Genomic DNA, 18,641 nt, shown 5'->3' with positions numbered 1-18,641 from the left:
GTAACCGCCCGACCGGATATGAGGTGATGCAGTGAGCTGCTGCATAAATCGCCGGAAGCCAGTTCCTGAGCGCACCGACCGCGGCGGCACGCTGCGCTACGCATGGCTCCGCGCGCCGCCGCTCCGCCGAATGCAAAAAATCACATCCAAGCCCCGGTTGGGATGCTTGACTCAAAAGGCCTCATATGAGGGTGGGCAAAGCGCAGCGTGCCCACCACTACGCTCCCCAAATGGAAATGGTGGGCACGCTGCGCTTTGCCCACCCTACCGACCGCCATCGTACCCAACATTAACCCTACCCCGAACAATCGCCGCCTTTCTTCCCGGTCTTCACCATGCCCGGCCGCATTTTCGCGATACCTATGAAGATGCAAATGCCGCGATCTGCATTGCGCGAGGGCCACCATGGATATGAATCGCCGCCATCTCATTGGAGCATCCGCCGCCGGTGTCGCCGCCGCACTTGCGATGTCGCCGGAGCCAGCGCGCGCGGCGCCGCCCGCCTCGGCGCTCGGGCGCGACGTCACGCAGTATGGTGTGCGTCCCGGCAGCCCCGACGATCAAACCGCGAAACTGCAACGCGCGATCGACGAAGCCGCGCGCGCGCAAGCGCCGCTGGCGCTGCCGCCGGGGGTCTATCGCACCGGCATGCTTCGCCTGCAAAGCGGCACGCAACTGGTCGGCGTGCGCGGCGCGACCAAACTCATATTCAACGGCGGCCCTTCGATGCTGCAGGGCGAAGGCGCCAACAGTGTCGGCCTGACCGGCATCACCTTCGATGGCGGCGGCATTCCGCTGCCGGAGCGGCGCGGGCTCGTGCATTGCCTCGGCGGGCGCGACATCCGCATCGCCGATTGCGAAGTCATCGGCAGCGGCGGCAACGGCATTTGGCTGGAGCAGGTCTCCGGCGACATCTCCGGCAACATCTTCAGGAAGATCGCGACAACAGCAGTTGTATCGTTCGACGCGCTGGGCCTGGTCGTCTCGCGCAACACCATCATCGATACCAACGACAACGGCATCGAGATCCTGCGCACGTCGATCGGCGACGACGGCACGCTCGTTCTCGACAACCGCATCGAGGACATCAAGGCCGGGCCCGGCGGCTCCGGGCAGTATGGCAACGCCATCAATGCGTTCCGCGCCGGCAATGTGATCGTGCGCGGCAACCGCATCAAGAATTGCGACTACTCTGCGGTGCGCGGCAATTCGGCCTCGAACATCCAGATCACCGGCAACAGCGTCAGCAATGTCCGCGAAGTCGCGCTCTATTCGGAGTTCGCGTTCGAAGGCGCCGTGATCGCCAACAACACCGTTGATGGCGCCGCCGTCGGCGTCTCCGTCTGCAATTTCAACGAGGGCGGCCGCATCGCCGTCGTGCAGGGCAACATCATCCGTAACCTGCTGCCGAAGCGGCCGATCGGCACCGCGCCAGACGACGATGCCGGAATCGGCATCTATGTCGAGGCGGACTCGACGGTGACAGGCAACGTGATCGAGAACGCGCCCTCGTTCGGCATCATCGCCGGCTGGGGCAAGTATCTGCGCGACGTCGCCATTACAGGCAACGTGATCCGCAACGCCTTTGTCGGCGTCGGCGTGTCGGTAATGCCCGGCGCCGGGACGGCGCTCGTCAACAACAACATGATTTCGGAAACCCCGCGCGGCGCCGTGGTCGGCCTCGATCATGCGCGCACCATCACGACCGACCTGTCGGCCGAAGGCGCGCAGCGTTACGCGCAGGTGGTGGTCGGGGGCAACGCGGTGCGGCGCTAGTTCGCGCCGGCCCCTCTCGCCGCTTTACAGCGCGTTGCGCAGCAGCGGATAGCGTTCCTTCATCGTGTCGAAATCGAGTGGGGGCAACGGCACCTCATCCAGCGCCGGCGCGTCAGGTACGGACGGCGCCTCGTCCGCCACGGCGAGCCGGCTTTCCAGCGCGACCAGAACATCCGCGGGAATTTCGCGCGGCGGCGTTGCGGCAATCGGCGCCGGCTGCAGGTGCACAACCGGCTGACGGAACCCTTCATCGCGCGGCAGCGGCGTCAGTAGCCGCGGCGTCGTGCGGCGGCGGCCGAGCCAGGTCAGGTCGATCGCGGTGTTTTCCAGCGAGGCTTCGCGGTTCAACAAGTCGCGCCAGGTTTCGACAGCAGCCTTGGCTTCCTGGATGTTTTCGAGAAATTCGAGTTCCGTGTGATATCGGCGCCAGCGCCCGGTCTCGAACAGTTCAGTAAGGTATTCCAGCCGCTGCTCGGCAAGGTTGCACCAGCGCGCAACAATGTTGCGGCCACGTGCCACGTCTGCAGGATGTGCCATAAATCAGCCCGTAAAAGAGAGACGGACGCAAGACGCAACCTGAAACGAATCAATCAAACGTGACAGGTATATTCTGTGGAAAACTTTCTCCTTGTCCAGTACGTGGAGCTACGGAGCCACGCAGCGATCGAAGAAATCCGCACAAATACGGAGTTGTCAGCTCTATCCACCGTCAAGCTGCGCAGCAGCATGGCCGTGTTGCGAAGTACGCTCGATCATCCGTCTGAAAGCCACGCGGGGAATTATCAGGGCGTCACGCAAACAGACGGAGAGCTTGCGGTCTGCAAAGCCGGGACTGCGCCGCGCGCGACGCGGCTTCTTCCAACAAAACCTGTGCCGAAAATGAAAGACCCGTCCGGGGGGACAACCGGACGGGTCAAGCCATATGGGGCGCTTGGGGTGGATGGGCGCTCGCGCCGAATACAGCCGATGGGGAGGGATTACCGCTCCCACATAGATAAGTCGCAGCACCCTCGTCGGACGTTCAAAACGCCGGACGATTTTTTTAACCTTGTGTTCGGGGAGATTGCCGGAAAATCACTGCGCAGCGGGCTATTTTGCGGCGTTTGCGGCCGATTTGTCCGCCGCCATCGATGGCTGAGAGTCATTCAGCGCCCGGCTCACGGAAGCGTTATCGGCGGACGCGTCAGGCGCCGGCGTTTTTTCTCCCGCAGGCTTGCCGGAAACCGAGGCAAGCGGAACTGCCGGCGGGGCGGTCGCCGCGGTGACCGCCGCAAAGGCATCGGCCTCGCCTGCCCCGAACTGATCGTCGCGGCCAGGGGCGCCGAGATCGCGGGCGGTCCTCGTCAGGATCGCGCGAACATCGCCAGGTTTCAATGCAGGATTGTGTTCCAGCATCAGCGCCGCAACGCCGCTGACATAGGCGGCGGAGAACGAGGTGCCCGACGTGATCTGATATTTTTCATCCGGCGCCGGCAGGAAGATATCGGCGCCTGGAGCTGATATCGCGATGTGGTTACCCCGGTTGGACGCCGCGAACAGCTTTTGCTGCGCGTCCGTTCCGCTCACCGCGATCACGTTCGGATTGGCCGCTGGATAGAGCGGCGGCGATTTGGCGCCGGCATTGCCGGCCGCAGCCACCATCAGGATGCCGCGGGCCGCAGTGGCGGCGATTCCCCGCTCGATCAGCGGATCCTTCGGGCCGGCAAAGCTCATGTTGATGATTTGCGCGCCATGCTCGGTCGCGTAGTCCAATCCCCTCAGGATCACATAGGACGTGCTCTCCGCGCCCTTCGATCCCATGCCGAATGCGCGGATCGCGAGCAACCTCGCCTCCGGCGCGCTACCCATCAGTTTAGCATGCGCGACGATCGCGCCGGCAATGCCGGTGCCGTGGACATGCGGACCTTCCTTGCTGCCGAGCGCGTCGAAACTGTCGGCGACCGAATTGGCGAGTTCGGGATGTTTGACGTCGACACCTGAATCGATCACCGCGATGGTGACGTTCATGCCACGCACGAGCGCATGCGCCTGCGGCAGCCGAAGCTGGGCGACGGCGTACTGCGCGGCGTCGCCCTCGATCGCGGGCTTCTTCTGATCCTGCAGGAAGTAACGGAAATTGAGCTGCACCGAGCGCACGCTGCCGTCGGCGGCGAGTTCGCGGCGCACGGTGTCCACCGGACGGCGATCGATGATGCGGAACAGGCCGACGGTGCCGCCGAGCAGCGGGAAACTCTGCGATGAAATGCGCTCCAGGCCATGACGCCGCGCCAATTCGTCCGCCTCGGCGGTGGACAATGCGCCGTCGATTTCGGCGACGAGCTCGTTCTGGACCGCGCGCGTATTGACCGCAACCTGCGCGTTGTCATTGCGCGACCCGCCCTTGCCCTTCTTGGCCGAGCTGCCGTTGCCGTCGCCGGCCGACATAACCGGACGATCGAAGCATTCGCCGTCGGGACCGCGAAACGCGTTCTGGCAGGCCGGATAGAGATTGGGCGAAAACCGCGCATGGGGCAGCGTAGACGGCACGCCGGCCCCCGGGCGGACTCGCAGAGTCGAACTCATGGTGCCGATCCGGGACGGCGGCGTCCGCGCCACGCGATCGGCGCTCACACTCGGCCGGGCCGCGATACCGGGATTGATCCGCGGCGTAATCGTTGGATTGATGGTAGGCGTCCGCACCCCGACATTGAGATTGGGCGTGCGCATGATGCCCTGCGCATGAACCGCCGAGGCTGCGAAAGCCATCAATGGCAAAAGCGCCGCCGACAAAATCAATGCCGCGCGGCGCGTCTTCATCAGCCAATTCGGACCATCGTGAACCATGGAACCTCGGCCTTCCCGGGGCGGCGCGCCGGCAGATTCTTACGGCGTGGCCACCGCAAGACTGACGATCTTCTCGCGCTGCAGTCTGGCGAGCAGGCCGGCGGCTTCGTCCTTGCTCATCGCCTTGTTGCCGAACTGCAGCCGGAACATGCCGCCCTTGGCGCCGTCAACGATCGAGGCCTGGTAGTTGTCGAGCAGCGCGGTGATGTCGGCGATGCGCGCTTCCGGCGTAAACCGCACCAGCGCGCGCGTCGGCGCGGCGCTACCTGCAAGATCGCGGGTGATGGGCGCTGACGACGGCTCGTTCAGGCTGAGCGAGGCGGTCTGGAACGAAGCGGTCTGGTTCTTCATCAGCACGGCGCCGATCACGCCGGCCTGCAACAACAGCGCCACGGCGCCGAGGCTCGCCGACCAGGCCAGCGTGCGCGGCGACAACCGTGCGAAAAATTCAGATATCCGGGCGGACAGGCTGACCGAAAGCGATGGCTTGCGCACGGGCTCTCCGTCGATCGCGGCAAACAGCTTCGTCATGGCGCGCGTGGACGGCGCACCGAGGCTCTCGTTGAGGCTGATCGTCTCGGCGTATTCCTCGCGGATGACGGCGTATTGCCGGGCAAGCTCGGGATCGCCGGCGAGCGCTTCCTCGACACGGCGTGCATCGCGCGCGCTCAAGGTGCCGACCGCGTGGAACGGCAACAGCATCTCGATTTCGCTGGGCTCGTGATCCAGCATTTTTTTGCTCGCCGCCATCATGGCCAACCTCGCTCTATGCCGGCTGCCTTCAGCAACTCGGCCAATTTCTTGCGCGCATAAAACAGGCGCGTCTTGACGGTGTTCTCCGGAATTCCGACGATTTCGGCCACCTCTTCCACGGACTTCTCGTGGTAGTAGACGAGATCGACGATCTCCCGATGATCTGGCGAAAGCGCCGTCAGGCACTTGCGCAACGCTTCACCCGTATCCTTCTTCTGCACCACCACTTCGGGATCGTCGGACGTATCCTCGATCGCGTTCGCAGTCTCGTCGTCCAGTCCAACGTCCTTGCGGCGCCTTAGTGCCGAAAGGGCCTTGAACCGCGTAATCGCCAACAGCCACGTGGTAACGGCGGATCGGCCTTCGAACTTGCCGGCCTGACGCCACACATCGAGAAAAACCTCGCTGATGAGGTCTTCCGCAATCTGTTCATCCCTTACGAGCCGAAGCCCGAAACGGAACACCCTGACATGGTGCCTTCCGTAAAGCACCTGCATGGCGAGCCGGTCGCCTTGAGCGATCCGAGCGATCAGAATTTCGTCTGAAGCCGCCTGTGCCGCGTTCAATGGCCGTCTCGCAAAGTTGGTCTGACGGGAGAGGCCGGCGGTTCGATGTGAAAGGTGAGATTCTTCACATTACGGCAATGTCCGGAGCGCATGTGTGACCTACCGCACAGACGGACGTTACCAGGCCATTTTCCCGGCAAAGACGAGCTGAACTCTAGAATTGGTACCATAATACGGAAAAACTTTCTTAAAGACGCTCCGCCCCAACCTTAGCAAGGCTTCGCCGGCGGGGCAGCATCTGCGTACGCACAAAGGTTTCCCGCGCAAGCGGGTTTCGCGCTATCGGAATTCGGCAGATTTCCGTTACGAAACAGTGCAATGGCAGGGTTTTAACGGACCCGATTCGACTGCAAAAGATACCAAACCTAAAGGCTTTATTCCCTAAAGTTTCGTCGGGTATCCTCCAATAGCGACGGGACATGAGCAGCGCGGCTTCATTGCTTCAGGGGCAAGGCTCCCACAGTAAGGCCGCGCCGGTCCGACTGCCGCCGGAGGTATTGAAGCGCCGGGTCGGCCAGCGCCGGCACATGCTGGCCGTCCAGGTCGTTAGCTATGCGCTCATCACCTCGGTGCTGCTGGCCTATTGCTACGCCGGCACCATCTCGATCGTCATTCCGTCGACCTATTTCCTTTCCGGCATCGGCTTGGTCTCGGTCTTTGTCGTGTTGTCGGAAGCCAACTTCAACGACCGGTTCGAAGACCACTATCTGACGATCTTCCAGGTTGCCGGCCACGTCGCGCTTCAGCTCTGTTTCCTGCTGGCGGCGCCTGAAATCGGATTTGCCTTCCTGAGTGTGGTATTTCTCATTTTCGGGTTCGGCGCGCTGCGAATGACCTCGCGGCAGGCGATCACCTCCTGGACGCTCACCATGATCGGCCTGGCGCCGATCTTCCTCTTCAGCAGCACCCCGATCGGCTTGCCGATTACCACCCAGACCGAACGCGTCGCGGCCATGCTTTCCTTTGTCCTCACGATCGGACAGTGCGCCTTCGTGGGACTGTATGGCAGCACCATGCGCAAGATGCTCTACGACCGCAGCTTCGAACTGAAAGCGGCGTACAAGCGGATCGAGGAGCTTGCCGAGCTCGACGAATTGACGGGGGCGTCCAACCGGCGCTGCATCATGCGAATGCTGGAGGAGGAGATCGCCCGCGCGACCCGCAGCGGATCGCCCTGCTCCATCGCGCTGATCGACCTCGACTGGTTCAAACGCATCAACGACGCCTACGGCCATCCGACCGGCGACGAGGTGCTGCGGACATTCTCGATCACCATGTTCGCCAACATCCGCAGCGTCGACCGGTTCGGCCGCTATGGCGGCGAGGAATTCCTGCTGGTGCTGCCCGACATGGACGCCGACCAGGCCATGCGGGCGCTCGACCGGTTGCGCGCCATTATTGCCGATCTCGACTGGAGCGCGTTCTCGCCGGGCATGAAGGTGACGATGTCGGCCGGCGTTGCAACGCTTAATCCGAACGAGACGTCAGACCTATTTCTCGCGCGCGCCGACAGCGCGCTTTACGCAGCCAAGGCGCAGGGACGCAACCGCATTACCCGCGCCTGATCCGACATATTTCAGCTCCGGCGGCGCAGAATACGCCGCCAGCTTTTGCTCCAGGACAGAGTCATGATTTCGAAAGCCGCCAAGTCCCCTTCTCCCGGAAGTCTGCTCGATGAGCTGCAGTCGACGCTCGCGCACGGAACCGTCGCTCGCCGGGTAGAGACCCTGCGCCGGGTAACCGATCTCTTCATCAACGGCGCGGTGGACTATTCGGACGAGCAGGTCGGGCTGTTCGACGACGTCTTCCAGTGCCTGATCGACCACATCGAAACCTCGGCCAGGATGCTCCTGGCCAACCGTCTCGCCGCGGTCGACACCGCCCCGCCGCTCACCATCCGCGCGCTTGCTTTCGATGATGTCATCGAGGTGGCAGGTCCCGTGCTGTCGCAGTCGATGCGGCTCGACGACAAGACCCTGATCGAGAATGCGCGCAGCAAGAGCCAGGCGCATTTGATGGCGATTTCGACCCGCAGGACCCTGAGCGGCGCGGTCACCGACGTGCTGGTCCAGCGCGGCAACGACGAGGTGATCCAGTCGACCGTGAACAATCCGGGCGCGGAGTTCACCGAGCGCGGCTTTACCCGCCTCGTCAGCCGCGCCGAAGGCGACGACAATCTCACGAGCTGCATCGGCCTGCGTCCGTCCGTGCCGCGGCATCTCTATCTGAAACTGCTCGCCAAGGCCTCCGATACGGTGCGGCAGCGGCTGGAGGCCGCCAACCCGCAGCAGGCAGCCGAGGTGCCGACCGTGGTCAGGGAGGCAACGCGGCGCGCGCGCTCGGCGACCTCGACGATCACCAGGGACACTGAGATTGCGCACGCGCTGGGTCAAGTCCCTGTACGAGGACGGCCGGCTCGACGAATCCGAAGTGGCGTCGTTTGCCGATGCCGGGAAATTCGACGAGGCCAATGCCTCGATCGCGGCGCTCGCCAACGTGCCGGTGGCGATCGCCGAGAACATGATGATCGAAAGCCGGGCCGAAGGCGTGATGATCCTGGCGAAGGTCGCAGGGTTGTCGTGGCCGACGGTCAAGACCATCATCAAGATGCGCGACAAGCTGTCCGGCGCGGAGCCGGCCGATCTTATGGCCTGCCAGGACACCTATGAGCGGTTGCGGCCGTCGACGGCGCAGCAGGTGCTGCGCTTCCACCGCATGCAACAGAACGCGCCGGTGGCGTGAGCGCCTAGTACCTGAGCCTACGGCGTGAATTCAGCTTAGTAGCCCCGATGCAGCGCAGCGAAATCCGGGGTTCCTGCCCCTAGCGAAAGGGTCCCGGATTACGCTCCGCTGCCGGCGCCTAGTATCTGAGCAGCTTCGCTCCGGCGAGCGCGCCGATTGCGGTCACCAGCGCGGTCGCGATCGTGTACCAGGTCGCGACGAACAGCGGTGAATCATCGGTACAGTGTGAGGCGTAGAGCGTTGCCGCCAATCCCGCCGACAACAGTCCGGCGATGGCGCCGGCGACCGCCGGCCGCGACGGGGCACCATGACGCAATCCGAGCAGCGCTCCGGCCAGCAGCGGCAGCGACATCAGCGGGATCGCCGTCAGACAGACCCACGAGTTCTTGCCGACCAGCCGCGTCATCATCGGAAGCCGCTGCGGCATCATCATCTCGCCGCCGATCGCCGCGCTCAAAATCCCCACCGGCGCCAGCAGCAGCCAGCCAAATCCGCGCAGCGAGGCCTCGGGCCGCGACAGATGCAGGCTGACGGCAATCGCCGCAATCGCCAGCGCCAGCGTCACCGCGAATTTCAGGTCGAAGAACGGGTTACGCATCGCCATCATCACGTCGGGCCTGACGCCGAGTTCGGTAAAGAACATCAGCAGCGAGACCGGCGCCGCGGCCAGCAGCGCCAGCATCAGCGCGTATCCCACCGGGCGCGCACGGTGCTCGTTGTCGGCCGCCAGCGTTCGAATGAGACGATCGGTATCCATTCTCATTGTTCCCGTAACTTCGCCGTCAGGCTGGTCAGGCCGCGATGCAACGCCACCCGCACCGCGCCCTCCGTCATCGAAAATTTCGCCGCCGTATCCTTGATCGAGGCGCTGTCGACCGCGATCGACTGCAACACGTCGCGCTGCCGCGCCGGCAGCGTCTGGAGCTGGGCGGCGACCTCGCTCGCCGACGCCGTCTCGGCCGGCGCCTCGCCCGGCAGCGTCTCGGCGAAATCGTCAATGTCGACGAAAATGCGCCGGCCGCGGCGGCGCAACGCATCGATCAGCTTGTTGCGGGCGATCGCAAACAGCCATGGGGCAAACGGGGCGGTAACGTCCCAGGTGTGCCGCTTGAGATGGACCGCCAGCAAAATGTCCTGCACGATGTCCTCGGATTGATCGACCGGTTGCCCTGCCCGCGCCAGACCGCGGCGCGCCGCGGCCCGGAGCACCGGTGTGACGGCCTTGAGCAGGCGATGATACGCCGCACTGTCGCCCGCAATGGCCGACCGCATCAGGCCGGTCCATTCGTCATCCCGTTCACGCAAGAGCGCTCCTACCCTGCAATTCGATCGATCTTTCAATTTGTTACATCAGGACGACCCGATCACGAAGTCGTGATCGAAAGTCTTGACGCAGAAGGCCCAGCACCATCCGGCCCCGCGCCCTATCCGGGAATCGGGACGGCCGGCTGCGCGGACGGCAGGCTCATAACATCGATTGCACAGGCTCGCATCCAGCGCAGCCCCTGCCGAGGAAGGTCGGCCCGGCAAAAATGCCGCCGGCACATGCTCGCTGCAACACCATTGCCCAGCTTTTGCCCGGTGTTGCCCGAAGATTCCCTTTTTCTGCCGAACTGTGGACACGGCGTGGGGTCTTTTTTCGTGGATGGGCGGGCGCCAATGGGGAGATTTCTACATGACGATCAAAGCCAGCGCGCGGTCGGCCTTGATTCTCGCAGCAGGACTTTTGGTAAGTTTCGCAGGACCGCCGGCGGCGATGGCTGCCGGCACGGATACGGATAGCGCCCCGACCTCGAAGTCGGAGAATGCGACGTCGGGCAAGTCCGTCAAATCGGGTTCGCGTTACCTGAAGAAGCGCTACGCCCATCGCAAAGACACGCGCACGGCATCGAAATCCACCGAGGACAAGAAAGCCGACGAAAAGCAGGTCGCCGATGCTGGCGGCGGCACCGCGCTCACGTTTCCCCAATGGCTCTCCAATGCCAACGCGCAAATGACTGCCACCGATGCGCCCCCGGATAGCGCCAAGGGAATGTCGGCGGCCATGTCGGAGAAAGCCAACACAGTCCTGCAGGCGGCGGCGGACAAGCCGGCTTACGCGGAGGCGCCGGCCGATCCCGCCGTGGCGGCCCCCGACCAGCTCAACGAGACCGATCGGGCGCTGCAGTTGCAGGACGTCCCCTCCACTAAGACGGTTGCGATGGCCTCGACCAGCAGACCGGCATCGGAGACCGGCCAGGCCGCGAATAACGATAGTTCCACTCTGGACAAGACCTCACTGATCGGAAAGATCTTTATCGCCTTCGGCGCGCTGCTGACGGTGGCGTCGGCCGCGCGGATGTTCATGGCGTAGCTACCGGCGTACCGGACGCGGGCCACACCGCGTCAGGGATCCGTTCCCGTCCCACTTGATGCCCACCCCGGCAGCGGGCACATTGCCCACAAGATCAGGACCGGGGTGGATCATGGCGACGTTCGAATACATCATAGTCGAGAGCAAGGGCGCGGTCGGCATCATCACGCTGAACCGGCCGAAAATGCTCAACGCGCTGTCGTTCGGCGTATTTCGCGAGATCGCGGCAGCCGTCGACGACCTCGAGGCCGACGACAAGATCGGCTGCATCCTGCTCACCGGCAGCGAAAAGGCGTTCGCCGCCGGCGCCGACATCAAGGAGATGCAGCCGAAAAGCTTCATCGACATGTTCTCCAGCGATTTCGCCGCGATCGGCGGCGGCCGCGTCGCCGCCTGCCGCAAACCGACCATCGCGGCGGTCAGCGGTTATGCGCTCGGCGGCGGCTGCGAACTCGCCATGATGTGCGACATCATCATCGCATCCGACACCGCAAAATTCGGCCAGCCGGAAATCACGCTCGGCACCATTCCCGGCATCGGCGGCACCCAGCGGCTCACGCGCGCGATCGGCAAATCCAAGGCGATGGATCTGTGCCTCACCGGGCGCATGATGGATGCGGCGGAAGCCGAGCGCTCCGGCCTCGTCAGCCGCGTCGTGCCGGCGGACAAGTTGATGGAAGAGGCGCTCTCGGCTGCCGAAAAGATCGCCTCGATGTCGCATCCCGCGGCCGCGATGGCCAAGGAGGCCATCAACCGCGCGTTCGAGACGCCGCTGTCGGAAGGCATGAATGTCGAGCGCAATTTGTTCCACTCGACCTTTGCGCTGGAAGACCGCTCCGAGGGCATGGCGGCGTTCATCGAGAAGCGCAAGCCGGTGAACAAGAACAGGTAGGGTTTGCTCGAATTTTGTAGGGTGGGCAAAGGCGCACTTGCGCCGTGCCCACCGTTCCAACGTTCGGTGCAAGCGATGGTGGGCACGCTGCGCTTTGCCCACCCTACGGCACCGGCGTCTATCCCGCCCCACTCCGCGCCAGCGCCGCGTTGACCAGCGCACGGTAGGCGCGCTCGGCAAACGTCGTCGGGCGATCGAGACCCAACCGCGCCAGGCATTCGCGGTTCGAGGCGTCCGGCGGATGCCGCATCCCCTGCCACAGCAACCCGGGCAACAGCAGCGGTGTCCGCTGCGCTTCTCGCAGCAATTGCAGCGCCGGGATCAGCCGTTGCTCGACCTCGGTAAAATCGCTGCCGAACGGGAATGACGGCAGCAGCCCCGCATCGCGCGCAGGCTTTAAGGCTTGCGCGATCCGCTCCGGAAAATTCTCGCGATGGCTGCGCGGAATTTCAAAACTCTTCGGCAGCTTGCCGGCATCCTTGGCGATCCCGGCCAGTTCATCCTGGAAACGGGAATCCGTGACCGCCAGCATCGCCGCGATGGTCTCGGCGTCCGATTTGCCTCTGACGTCGGCAACGCCGTATTCGGTGACGAACACGTCGCGCAGATGCCGCGGGATGGTCTGGTGCCCGTAATTCCAGCGAATGTTGGAAAGCGTTTTGCGGCCCGCCTGCCGTGTCGCTTCCAGCGCGAGGACCGATCGCGCGCCCTCAAGCGCGAACGCCTGCGCAACGAAATTGTACTGGCCGCCGACGCCGCTCACGACCTGGCCGTCTTCAAGGCCGTCCGAAATCGCGGCCCCCATCAGCGTCGCCATCATCGCGGTGTTGACAAAGCGGGCGCCGACGCGCGCCCGGCGCTTGGCATCCTCGTCGCCATGGAGCTGGTTGGTGAAGGATACCGGCATCATCTGGATGCGCGCGAGTTGCTCGGCCGGCATCTCGCGCAACGCGCGATAGAACGATTTGGGTCCCAAGAAAAACGCGCCGTGCAGCGTCACGCCATCGACCTCGCGCTTGAGAATTCCGGCCTCGATCAGGCCGAGAAACGCCTCGATCAGCATTTCGCTGACCCCATAAAGCCCCCTCGCGAACGGCGCGCTCTCCGCAGGTGCCGCTCCTGGCGCAAGCCGCTTCATGATGGCGTGGAACTGCGCGTTGTCGTGGTGGCGAACGATCAACCCCTGCGCCAGCGCATCGCCGACCTGCCCGATGCCGATCTGCAAGGTGCCGCCGTCGGGCACGAGGCCGGCTGCATGAAGCCCGATCGCGTATTTGGTGTCGCTGACCGGCTCGGCCGGCGGCGCGAACAGCGGGAAGTCGGTCGCGGGGCTGTCGAGAACAGCGGAAAACTCGTCCCCCCGCAGATCGCCGGCGCCCGGCATGAACGGCAGCTCGGAATTGACCTGGCCGATCAGCTTGAACGATGCCCGGCCCTGCCCGCGGGCGCGCAGGATGTCGAGCGTGGTGTCGGTGTTGCAGCTCAGGCTGTAGCGCGTCACGCCATCGACCACACGCTTCGCGACCAGTTGGGTGACGACATTCAGCCCGCGCGTCAGCAGATAGGACGAGGCATGGGTATAGTTCGCGGAGATGTAACGCTCTTGCGCGAACGGCACGTGCAGCCATTTGCCGGCCAGGAAGAAGAACTCGATCACCTCTATGTTGGGCGGCAATTCGCCTGCATGAAGCGCGCCGGCATAAGCGAGGTCGGGATAGCCACCGAACAGGCGATCGATCACCGGGCCGATGAAGCGCCGTTCGAGCAGGCTCGAGGGCCGCGGCTTTTCCAGCGTCAGCGCCGAAAAGAACGTCAGGTTGATCGCGCGGTCGGCGGCGGCGCGCGCGTACAGCGCGTTGACGATGTGGTTGGCCTTGCCAAGCCCGAGCGGCAAGCCGACCACGAGGTTGGTTCCGACATCGCGGATGATATCCTCCGCGATCGCTTCGGGGTCGGAAAACAGTTTTGGCATCGAGTTGCGGACCCGGGCATAGCTGGGGAGCCAACCGCCCTGAATCGGACGCCAGCCAGCGAAGCTATAGCGTATTTGGCGCCGAACTTCGTCTGTGACGAACCGGCAACAGCCAAGCGCTGATTTTCACCGAATTAATGTACTGATGTCGCGCGGCAGTTTGCCTGTAGCGGCGACGCCCCCTAAACAGGTAGACGAGCCGAGGCTGTCGGCGGGGGCGGACAAGCAATGCATGATCCGGAATGACGGGTGACCGGCGTTCACGAAGACCATGCCCAAACAAGCAGATAGAGCGGAATGGCTCGAAGCAGGGTTATCACATTCTTGTGTTGGCTACGGGATCAAATGGCTAAGCGTGCCGCTAGGGCTGGCCACGTTGAAAGGCGGTTGCTTCGATCCGGCATTTGCCTTGCGGCGGCTTGCTTTGCGTTTGCAGCGCCGGCCGCGCATGGCGAAAACCTCCCCGAGGCGCTGGCCAAGGCCTACCAGACCAATCCCACTCTCAATGCGGAACGGGCGCGTCAGCGCGCCACCGACGAGAACGTGCCGCAGGCGCTTTCGGCCTACCGGCCGCAGATCATCGCCGGCCTCTCCGCCGGCCTTCAGTCGGTACGGAACCTGCTGCCCGACAACACCATCCAGTCCGCAAACCTGAAGCCCTGGACCGTCGGCATCACCGTGACGCAGACGCTGTTCAACGGTTTCAAGACAGCCAACAGCGTGCGCGTGGCCGAGCTGCAGGTGCAATCCGGTCGCGAGGCCCTGCGCAATGTCGGCCAGGGCGTGCTGCTCGACGCGGTCACCGTTTATACGAATGTTCTCGCCAACCAATCGCTGGTCGAAGCGCAGCGCGCCAACGTCGCTTTTCTGCAGGAAACGCTCGGCATCACCCAGAAACGTCTGAATGCCGGCGACGTCACTCCGACCGACACCGCGCAGGCCGAGGCGCGCCTGAGCCGGGGCCGCGCCGATCTGAATGCCGCCGAGGTCAACCTCGCCATCAGCCAGGCGACCTATGCCCAGGTGATCGGCAACGCGCCCAACTCGCTCCGCCCCGCTGAAACCGTGGACCGGCTCTTGCCGCGCAGCCGCGATGACGCCACCGGCCTTGCCTTCCGGGAGCACCCCGCGGTGATGGCGGCGAGCTATGACTTTGACGTCGCCTCGACCTCCATCCGCGTCGCCGAAAGCAGCCTGATGCCAACAATCACGCTGCAAGGCAGCGCGAGCCGCAGCAGGCAGTCCGATCCTACCCTCAGCAGCTCAGGGACCGACCAGGCTTCGGTCACCGGCCAGCTCACGCAACCGATCTACGATGGCGGTATGGCGGCCTCGCAGACCCGGCAGGCCAAGGAAGTCGCGGCCCAAAGCCGCCAGGTACTGGATCAATTCCGCAACCAGGCCCGCACTGCCGCGGTCGGCGCCTGGGTCGCCAATGAAGGCGCCAAGATTGCGGTCACGGCATCCGAAGCCGAAGTCCGCGCCGCCACCGTTGCGCTACAGGGCGTGCAGCGGGAGGCGGCTGGCGGCCAGCGCACGACGGTCGACGTGCTGAATGCGCAGCAGGACCTGATTTTGGCAAAGGCTCGCCTGATCGGCGCGCAGCGCGACCGCGTGATCGCCTCCTATACGCTGCTGAGCGCAATCGGCCGGCTCGACGTCAAGAACCTCGGCCTCAACACGCCGGACTATCTGCCGGAAGTGCACTACCATCAGGTGCGCGACGCCTGGCACGGCCTGCGGACGCCGTCGGGGCAGTAGGTTGTATTTTCTCCCGGTGTTAACCGGACGCTGATCATGTCCGGTATTTTCAGTCGCCAGCCATTCGCGTTGGCCTAAAACCCCGTCCGTTTTCGTCCCCCGTTTTGATCGATCGATTTTGCGAGGCCTCGTGGTTGCAAACATTCTGCGCTGGTCGGCTAACGGCTTGTTGGTCCTGCTCCTGTCCGTAATCCTTGTGATCATCTCATTTCGCATGGCGGCGTCGATACGCGAGACCGGCGTGCGCGCCCAACTGGCGCCAAAGACCGGCCACCTGGTGCCGACGCGTTCAGGCGCCGTTTTCGTGCAGGAGAAGGGTCCGGAGGACGGCGTTCCCGTGGTGCTGTTTCACGGCACGGCGGCCTGGAGCGAGCTATGGCGTCGTACCAGCGACGCGCTGGCCGCGGCAGGCTTTCATGTGATCGCCCTCGATCTGCCGCCGTTCGGATTCTCGGACCGTTCCGGCAGTTACACGCGGCAGGACCAAGCCGCCCGGATCAACGATGTGCTTGATGCACTGAAAGCTGAGCCCGCCATCATCGTCGGGCACTCCTTCGGCGCCGGTGCGGCGACAGAGCTCGTGATGCGATATCCGGATCGGACGCGCGCGCTGGTGCTGGTCGATGCGGCGCTCGGATTGACGGCTGCGCCATCGGCCGCGCCCTGGGTAATCCAGCCGCAATGGATTCGCGAAATCCTGGTGTCGCTGACCATCACCAATCCCATGGCGACGCAAATGCTGCTGCAATCGATGATCGCGAAGAAGGAACGCGCGCTGCCGGAATATGTCGCGATCCTGCAAAGGCCGCTGACGCAGCGCGACAGCACCAGCGATATCGCCGACTGGCTGTATTATTTCCTCGGCGCCGACACCAGTGCCGCGAGCGCGGACCGCAATGCCTATGCGAAGCTGGAAGTCCCCGTCGCGATCCTGTGGGGCGACAAGGATACTATCACCCCCGTCGAGCAGGCTCTCGATCTCCGAACGCTGCTGCCGCCGGAGACGGACCTGACGTTGCTGCCGGGGCTCGGCCACATTCCGCAGATCGAGGACCCCGGCATGTTCAACGATGCCCTGCTCAAGACACTCGGAAAACTCTAGACTGGGCAGAGATTCGACAAGTCTTGCAGATCGCCGCCGGAGACATCATGGACATCATCAGACTGTGCGCCTGGGGCTATGCCGCCCTGCTCGGCTTCGTGATCCTCACCGGCTACATCCCGGCCTTCATCGACGCCAATGACATGATCTTCGGCCTGTTTCGCCGCACCTGGTACGCCGACGGGCTGCATCTCGTCTCGGCGCTGTGGGCTGCGGCGGCGGCGATCACCTCGCGCCGCGCCTCGGAATTGTTCTTCCAATTGTTCGGCGTGTTCTATTTTGCCGATGGCCTGCTCGGGCTGGCTACCGGTAGCGGCTATCTCGACTTCGGCATCCTGATCAACGGCGTCCTCAACCTGCCGCTCGCGACGCGGTTTTTCGCCAATGCCCCGCATCTCGGCCTCGGCGGCGTGGCGATACTGATCGGCTTTATGCTCGCGCCGCGGACGCGGACCGCTGTTCATGCTTAAATGGTTGCGGCGCATCCTGGCCGGCATCGCGATTCTGATCGCGCTGTCGGTGCTTGTGCCGCTGGCCTATATCGAGGGGACGTGCCGCCCCTCTTCCCGTCCTGCAACGGCCAGTACACCGGCCGTGACCTTGCCCGCGATCGATGAGGCAGGCTATCGGCGCAAACTGAACAACACCTTCTTCACCTTCCCCGAATGGTACATCGTCTATTCCTTCGAGGATTTCGGCCGCTTCCTCGACCGCTCCAGCGAAAGCCACTTCAACTATCTCGGTCACATCTTCGGGTTCTGGCAGAGCTTCTGCACGATCAACCGCGCGGTGCCCGCAACCGGCGAGCAGCTCACGGAGGTCAAGACCATGATCTACGTGATCGGCATCAGCTACTCCGCCGAATACGCCATCAAGGGACTTTATGAAAACACCATCGGGCGGGTGTTCGAATGGATCAGGGGCGAGAAGCGCACGCCACAGGACGAGTTCGGCCGCGCCGTGCTGCAGGATTATGCCGCCTTCCTCTACACCGTCCCCTGGTACAAATATCCGTTCCGCGAAAAGCTCGACGGCCTGATGGCGATCTCGGCGCCGACGCCGAGCAATCTGCGCAGCTGGGAGCGCAACTTCGCGCTCGGCGCGGAATATTTCGTCAAGATCGGCTACGCCGCGCTGATCCAGAAGGCGCTCGACGCCGGCGGCGACAACGAGCCGCGCGACATCATGTTCGCGGTGGCAACGCTGCCGCCTGCCGCGTTGGCGAAAGAACCGCGCATCAAGCCGGTCCGCGCGTTGACGCCGCAATGGCAGCTGGTGCAGACGCCGCGCTACAAGGCTTTCACCGAGATCCTGCAGAGCCTGCTGGACCAGGGATTTGGCCTTGCGGAAATCGCGGGCAATCACGACATCTTCATCACGGTGGTTGCGCCCAATGCTGCAAAACTCGACATCAAGGGCACGACGGAGCTGTTTTCGCAGGAGCTGGATGCCCGCCCCGGGTTTCGCAGGGCCGGCCTGAAAGCCAGGATCGACCGCCTCGTGGATATCAACCGCGAGCTCAAGGCCAGGGGCGCGAGCATTGAGCACTTCTATGACTACTGACAGGCATCAGCAGCACCGGACGTTGCCACTGGGCCGCGTTGCCGGCGCCATCGCCCTTGTCGTCTTTGGCTGGCTCGCGGTCGTCGTTGCATTGACCTTCGGTTCGGCCCCCGGCAAGTCGATGGCCATTGTCGGTCCACAGTCACAGGCGCTGGCAGCCATCGCCAAGGCCAACGGACGCATCCTCGTCTCGAACGACTACTTTACCATCGCGCGTTCCGACGATGCCGGTTTTGTCGCCCGCCTCTATGCAGCGGGCGCGCTGCTGGTCCTGGACGCCGAACAGGCCGGCGGCTGCAGCGGCCTCTCGCCTAAGCGATCCACCGCGCAGCTCTGAC

Annotated in this window: 16 protein-coding genes and 1 pseudogene; 10 read left to right on the top strand and 7 right to left on the bottom strand. The window is 63.9% G+C overall.

Features of this window, described 5'->3' with window-relative positions; genetic code table 11:
• Positions 1 to 405 precede the first annotated feature (405 nt).
• Entirely contained in the window at positions 406 to 1,776 is a 1,371-nt protein-coding gene (locus V1294_RS15875) for a TIGR03808 family TAT-translocated repetitive protein (protein ID WP_334498464.1), read from the top strand.
• Positions 1,777 to 1,800: 24 nt separating this feature from the next.
• On the opposite strand, the gene V1294_RS15870 is transcribed toward V1294_RS15875, so the two are convergent.
• The 4 genes from V1294_RS15870 to V1294_RS15855 all read right to left on the bottom strand — a co-directional run bounded on the left by V1294_RS15870 (position 1,801) and on the right by V1294_RS15855 (position 5,918).
• Entirely contained in the window at positions 1,801 to 2,313 is a 513-nt protein-coding gene (locus V1294_RS15870; protein WP_334498462.1) for a TIGR03809 family protein, read from the bottom strand.
• A gap of 552 nt (positions 2,314 to 2,865) precedes the next feature.
• Positions 2,866 to 4,572: a S8 family serine peptidase gene (locus tag V1294_RS15865; RefSeq protein ID WP_442895341.1), complete on the bottom strand. Its 1,707-nt coding sequence runs from the start codon at positions 4,570 to 4,572 to the stop codon at positions 2,866 to 2,868.
• 66 nt (positions 4,573 to 4,638) lie between these two features.
• Complete coding sequence (locus tag V1294_RS15860; RefSeq protein WP_334482263.1) at positions 4,639 to 5,352, bottom strand: hypothetical protein; 714 nt, start codon at positions 5,350 to 5,352, stop codon at positions 4,639 to 4,641.
• A complete protein-coding gene (locus V1294_RS15855; RefSeq protein WP_334498460.1) occupies positions 5,349 to 5,918 on the bottom strand; it encodes a sigma-70 family RNA polymerase sigma factor in 570 nt (189 codons plus the stop codon). The genes V1294_RS15860 and V1294_RS15855 overlap by 4 nt, the downstream gene beginning before the upstream one ends.
• A gap of 419 nt (positions 5,919 to 6,337) precedes the next feature.
• On the opposite strand from V1294_RS15855, the gene V1294_RS15850 reads away from it, so the two are divergent.
• Together V1294_RS15850 and V1294_RS15845 are read left to right on the top strand one after the other, a co-directional pair.
• Positions 6,338 to 7,483 carry a GGDEF domain-containing protein gene (locus V1294_RS15850; protein WP_334498458.1) on the top strand — a complete coding sequence of 382 codons (1,146 nt, stop codon included), beginning with the start codon at positions 6,338 to 6,340 and terminating at the stop codon, positions 7,481 to 7,483.
• Between the two features lie 63 nt (positions 7,484 to 7,546).
• Positions 7,547 to 8,660, top strand: a pseudogene (locus V1294_RS15845) (DUF2336 domain-containing protein).
• A gap of 118 nt (positions 8,661 to 8,778) precedes the next feature.
• Here V1294_RS15845 and V1294_RS15840 read toward each other — a convergent pair.
• Positions 8,779 to 9,417: a DUF1109 domain-containing protein gene (locus tag V1294_RS15840; protein WP_334498456.1), complete on the bottom strand. Its 639-nt coding sequence runs from the start codon at positions 9,415 to 9,417 to the stop codon at positions 8,779 to 8,781.
• Between the two features lie 2 nt (positions 9,418 to 9,419).
• Positions 9,420 to 9,965, bottom strand: a complete 546-nt coding sequence (locus tag V1294_RS15835; protein WP_334482273.1) for a sigma-70 family RNA polymerase sigma factor — start codon at positions 9,963 to 9,965, stop codon at positions 9,420 to 9,422.
• Positions 9,966 to 10,335: 370 nt separating this feature from the next.
• Between V1294_RS15835 and V1294_RS15830 the strand changes: the two genes are divergently transcribed.
• Both V1294_RS15830 and V1294_RS15825 read left to right on the top strand, forming a co-directional pair.
• The gene (locus V1294_RS15830) at positions 10,336 to 11,013 is read left to right on the top strand and encodes a hypothetical protein (protein ID WP_334498452.1); all 678 of its coding nucleotides are present in this window, start codon (positions 10,336 to 10,338) and stop codon (positions 11,011 to 11,013) included.
• Between the two features lie 112 nt (positions 11,014 to 11,125).
• Positions 11,126 to 11,905: an enoyl-CoA hydratase gene (locus V1294_RS15825; RefSeq protein ID WP_334482275.1), complete on the top strand. Its 780-nt coding sequence runs from the start codon at positions 11,126 to 11,128 to the stop codon at positions 11,903 to 11,905.
• A 118-nt stretch (positions 11,906 to 12,023) separates the two neighbouring features.
• On the opposite strand, the gene V1294_RS15820 is transcribed toward V1294_RS15825, so the two are convergent.
• Complete coding sequence (locus V1294_RS15820; RefSeq protein ID WP_334498449.1) at positions 12,024 to 13,877, bottom strand: acetyl-CoA hydrolase/transferase C-terminal domain-containing protein; 1,854 nt, start codon at positions 13,875 to 13,877, stop codon at positions 12,024 to 12,026.
• A 345-nt stretch (positions 13,878 to 14,222) separates the two neighbouring features.
• On the opposite strand from V1294_RS15820, the gene V1294_RS15815 reads away from it, so the two are divergent.
• The 5 genes from V1294_RS15815 (at position 14,223) to V1294_RS15795 (ending at position 18,640) form a co-directional block, all read left to right on the top strand.
• Positions 14,223 to 15,638 carry a TolC family outer membrane protein gene (locus tag V1294_RS15815; RefSeq protein WP_334498447.1) on the top strand — a complete coding sequence of 472 codons (1,416 nt, stop codon included), beginning with the start codon at positions 14,223 to 14,225 and terminating at the stop codon, positions 15,636 to 15,638.
• A gap of 130 nt (positions 15,639 to 15,768) precedes the next feature.
• On the top strand, positions 15,769 to 16,740 hold the full coding sequence (locus tag V1294_RS15810) for an alpha/beta fold hydrolase (protein WP_334498445.1): 972 nt from the start codon (positions 15,769 to 15,771) through the stop codon (positions 16,738 to 16,740).
• Between the two features lie 47 nt (positions 16,741 to 16,787).
• Positions 16,788 to 17,210, top strand: a complete 423-nt coding sequence (locus tag V1294_RS15805) for a hypothetical protein (protein WP_108513111.1) — start codon at positions 16,788 to 16,790, stop codon at positions 17,208 to 17,210.
• Positions 17,203 to 18,303: a hypothetical protein gene (locus V1294_RS15800; protein WP_334498443.1), complete on the top strand. Its 1,101-nt coding sequence runs from the start codon at positions 17,203 to 17,205 to the stop codon at positions 18,301 to 18,303. The genes V1294_RS15805 and V1294_RS15800 overlap by 8 nt, the downstream gene beginning before the upstream one ends.
• Complete coding sequence (locus V1294_RS15795; RefSeq protein ID WP_334498441.1) at positions 18,293 to 18,640, top strand: hypothetical protein; 348 nt, start codon at positions 18,293 to 18,295, stop codon at positions 18,638 to 18,640. The genes V1294_RS15800 and V1294_RS15795 overlap by 11 nt, the downstream gene beginning before the upstream one ends.
• Position 18,641 lies beyond the last annotated feature (1 nt).

Origin of the sequence: Bradyrhizobium sp. AZCC 1678, assembly GCF_036924765.1 — a bacterium.
GTDB classification, from domain to species: domain Bacteria; phylum Pseudomonadota; class Alphaproteobacteria; order Rhizobiales; family Xanthobacteraceae; genus Bradyrhizobium; species Bradyrhizobium algeriense.
Note: the sequence above shows the minus strand (reverse complement) of the source record. Positions and strands in the feature narration are given on the sequence as shown.